The following is a 2926-nucleotide window of genomic DNA, read 5'->3' on the forward strand; positions in this document are numbered from 1 at the left end:
GCGGCCAGCGGCCCGCGCGTGCTCGACTTCGCGCCCATCCTGCGCCACGGCGCGCTGCCGCTGAACGACCTCCTGCGCCGCTTGCTCGCCCTGGCGCGCGAGGCTCTCGGCGCCGAGGTCGAGATCGAGTTCGCGCTGACGGCCGACCCCAAGCGCCGCCGGCCGGCGCGCTTCGGCTTCCTGCAGGTGCGGCCGATGCTGGTCGGCGGCGCGCGCGTGATCGTCGAGGCGACTCTGCCCGAGGTGGCGCCCGACATGAGCCAGGGCTCGCACTTCTTCCACAACCTGATCAGCTTCGAGGTGAAGTACCTCTTCGTCCCCCACGGCGCGGCGCCCGGCATCGACTGGGCCTGGCTGGACACGCAGCCCGCGCTGGCGGAGACGGACTTCCTCCGCTGGGTGCGCAGCGCCTCTCCCCTGGAGATCGCGGTGGACGGCACGAGCGGCAAGGCGGTGGTGATTCGCGATGCCTGAGAACGACGAGCGTCTCGACGAGATCCTCCTCGCACTGCGCGAGCGGGCCAAGGAGCTGGAGTGCCTCTACCGCGTCGAGGAGATCCTCGGCTGGCCGGAGCTGCCGCTGGCCGCTCGCCTGCGCGCGGTGGCCGACGCCGTCGGCCCCGGCTGGCAGTACCCAAGCATCTGCGAGGTCATCGTCGAGGTCGGCGGCCAGCAGTACCGCTCGCGCGACTTCCCGCCCACGCCCTGGGTGCTGAGGGCGCCGATCACGGTGCGCGGGCAGGCGCTCGGCGCGATCGAGGTCTACTACCTGGAGCCGCGCCCCGAGGCCGACGAGGGTCCCTTTCTCAAGGAGGAGCTGCGGCTGATCGGCACGATCGCCGACCGGATCTCCACGCAGCTCACGCTCGAGGACCTGGCGGGCGGCGACGCCGGCCTGCGGCCGGCGGCGGCGCCGGGCGGCGAGGAGGTCTGGCGCGGCCCGGCCGAGCTGCTGCGCCTGAGCGACCCGCGGCTCTACGTCAGCATCGCGCGCAAGTTGATCAACCACCTCTGCTGGCTGGGCATTGCGCAGGCGCAGGTGATGCTGCGCGACGCCGAGCTGGCCGCCGTCGACGACGAGGGTGTGGGCGAGCAGAACGTGCCCGGGCGCCGCCGTCGGCCCGTGGAGGAGATCCTGCTCAGCGAGGCGCCCTTCGCGCTGGCCAACCAGCACATGAACGGCGCCGAGATCCTCGCCCTCATGCAGAAGTGGCTGCAGGAGGACAAGGCGAGCGTCTTCCTGAAGACGCTCAACAACCCCTACTCCCCGATGGGCGAGGTGGCCGAGGCCGTCCACCGCTACGCGCAGTTCACCGCGGCGGGCGGCACGCTCGCCGAGCCGACGCGCCAGGGCCTGCAGGTCTCGCTCGTGCGGCGCTTCCTCACCGAGCAGCTCGACTTCATCAAGTGCGCGAAGGAGTTCTTCGCCCTGCCCGACTTCGAGGCCCTGCTCGGCGGCATGGTGATGACGGAAAGCAGTCGCGGGCGCCTGGGCGGCAAGAGCGCGGGCCTGCTGCTCGCCCACCGCATCCTCGCCGCGATGGGTGCCGAGGAGCCGCTGCTCGCCGGCATCCGCGTGCCCAAGGCCGCCTATCTCGTCTCAGACTGGCTGCTGGAGTTCCTCGACTACAACGATCTCGCCGACGTGCTCGAGCAGAAGTACAAGGACGTGGCGCAGGTCAGGCGCGAGTACCCGAACGTCGTGCAGCTCTTCAAGAACTCGAGCTTCCCGCCGGCCTTGCGGCGCAACCTGTTGGCCGTCGTCGACGACTTCGGCGAGACACCGATCATCGTGCGCTCCTCGAGCCTGCTCGAGGACCGCCTCGGCACCTCCTTCGCCGGCAAGTACAAGAGCCTCTTCCTCGCCAACCAGGGCACGCGCGAGGAGCGCCTCGAGGCCCTGCTCGACGCGATCGCCGAGATCTACGCCTCGGTCTTCGGGCCCGACCCGGTCGAGTACCGCCGCGAGCGCGGCCTGCTCGACTTCAACGAGGAGATGGGCGTGCTCATCCAGGCCGTCGTCGGCCGCCGCGTGGGCCGCTACTTCCTGCCCGCCTTCGCGGGCGTGGCCTTCAGCAACAACGAGTTCCGCTGGTCGCCGCGCATCAAGCGCGAGGACGGCATCGCGCGCCTCGTGCCGGGCCTCGGCACGCGCGCGGTGGACCGTATCGGCGACGACTATCCGATCCTGCTCGTGCCGGGCCAGCCCAGCCTGCGCGTGAACGTCGCCCTCGAGGAGAAGCTGCGCTACTCGCCCAAGGAGCTGGACGCGCTCGATCTCGAGAGCCGCACGCTGGTGAGCCTGCCCATCCACCAGTTCCTGGCCGACAGCGGCTGCGAGGTGCCGGGCTTCGAGCAGGTCTACTCGCTGCTCGACGCGGGCAGCCTGCGCAGGGCCTCGCGACTCCTGGTCGACCCCGAGCAGGACGAGTTCGTCACCACCTTCGCCGGGCTGGCCGACGACACGCCCTTCCTGCGCCAGCTCGCCGCCATGCTCAAGGTGCTGCAGCAGCGGCTGAACACGCCGGTGGACATCGAGTTCGCCCACGACGGCGAGCACTTCTACCTACTCCAGTGCCGGCCCCAGAGCTACGGGCCGCAGGACGCGCCGGCGCCCATCCCCAAGGATCTGCCCGAGGAGGACATCCTCTTCACGGCGAACCGGCACGTCTCCAACGGTTGGGTGCCGGACATCACGCACATCGTCTACGTGGACGGGCGGCACTACGCGGACCTCGGGCGGCACGAGGACCTGCTCGCCGTCGGCCACGCGGTGAGCGCGCTGAACAAGCTGCTGCCCAAGCGGCAGTTCATCCTGATCGGGCCGGGGCGCTGGGGGAGCCGCGGCGACATCCGCCTGGGCGTGAACGTGAGCTACTCGGACATCAACAACTCGGCGATGCTGATCGAAGTGGCGCGGCGCCCC

Annotated in this window: 1 protein-coding gene; it reads left to right on the forward strand. The window is 70.7% G+C overall.

The window, feature by feature from the left end; genetic code table 11:
- Window positions 1-466: 466 nt before the first annotated feature.
- The coding region (locus tag FJ251_15095) for a pyruvate, phosphate dikinase (GenBank protein MBM4119028.1) at window positions 467-2926 on the forward strand (2460 nt) is incomplete at its 3' end.

Source organism: bacterium, from assembly GCA_016873475.1.
In the GTDB taxonomy this organism is placed as follows: domain Bacteria; phylum Krumholzibacteriota; class Krumholzibacteriia; order JACNKJ01; family JACNKJ01; genus VGXI01.